This is a genomic window from Actinomadura rugatobispora, from assembly GCF_042656285.1.
Taxonomy (GTDB): Bacteria; Actinomycetota; Actinomycetes; order Streptosporangiales; family Streptosporangiaceae; genus Spirillospora; species Spirillospora rugatobispora.
Genome location: NZ_JBHSON010000270.1, coordinates 1 through 761 on the forward strand (window position 1 = coordinate 1; position 761 = coordinate 761).

The window sequence follows — 761 nt, forward strand, 5'->3', positions numbered from 1 at the left end:
CTGCGGAACTTCCACCAGCGGCAACCCTTCTTCTGCCAGCGCAAGGCTGAACTGCGTCGCACTCCACGGGTCGAAGCCAATTTCTTTCAGGCTCTCGCCAGCTACCCACAGCTGTAGCTCTTCCTTAATCTGAGCATGGTCGATTACATCCCCGTCGGTAAGGATCAGCTTGTCCATACCGGCCCACTTACGATAGAGCTCTGCCATCTGGCGTGAACATTTCTCAAGGCGTCCTTCCGGTAGCCAGAATTTGAAATCCGCATGAACGTGGCCATCTGGCGCGCGCCAGACTTTAGCGGCCGCACAGATATCAATTTTGTTTGACAGGTCAACGCCCACCCAGGAGGGATAGGTTTTAAGTTCGTGCTCCGGGGCGATAAACTCGCATCTCTCCCATTTCATCATGTCCATCCAGGCTGACTCAGCGGTAACCCAGATATTCATGTGCTTGGTGAAAAAGTTAATTCTGGCCGAAACCTGCTCTTTCGCCTTTTTAGCCAGGCGGCGCAGGTCATCCCAGCGCTTACAGATACCCAGCCCCGGATTCGCCTTCTGCCAGACTTTTTCATCAAAGGGATCGTCACCTTCATCTAAGGTGTAGATGATGGCAAAAAACGTATCGTCTTTTACCAGCCCACGCAGCACCTTGATGGCGTAATCACGCAATTCGTAGCAGATGCCTTCTTTGTTGAAACCGGCGGTGGTGATACCGAAAAGCAGCGATTGCAGACGAGCGCCGGTTGCCGTCTCCAGAACGTCCC

The 761-nt window shown here is 53.4% G+C and carries 1 protein-coding gene; it reads right to left on the reverse strand.

Features of this window, described 5'->3' with window-relative positions; genetic code table 11:
* A partial coding sequence (locus ACFPZN_RS56275; protein WP_378293672.1) for a terminase TerL endonuclease subunit occupies positions 1-761 on the reverse strand: 761 nt, incomplete at both ends.